Origin of the sequence: Neisseria sp. P0014.S002 (assembly GCF_051958295.1) — a bacterium.
GTDB lineage: Bacteria > Pseudomonadota > Gammaproteobacteria > Burkholderiales > Neisseriaceae > Neisseria > Neisseria flavescens_B.
On record NZ_JBQCVO010000113.1, the window covers coordinates 1 to 241 of the forward strand.

Genomic DNA, 241 nt, shown 5'->3' on the forward strand with positions numbered 1-241 from the left:
GTGTGTAATGGGCCAAGACCCAGTTGAGGCTCGGCTACTACAACATCGCGCTCTTTGATTTTACCTGCAAACAAGACATCCAGTTTGCTGACATCAAATACGGTAACGGTTGGAGACAGTTTACCGTTGATCATGATGTATTTGCCGTCAGGGCTAGCATTAAATCCGTGAGGAGAGTTAGGAACATGGATGTAACGAGTGTATGGAGAGTTGGATTCCGCACGACCGTCCAACATTTTCA

At 46.5% G+C, this 241-nt stretch carries 1 pseudogene; it reads right to left on the reverse strand.

The features are described 5' to 3' along the window. A pseudogene (locus tag ACTHSX_RS10815) lies at window positions 1–241 on the reverse strand (TAT-dependent nitrous-oxide reductase); the annotation flags it as partial.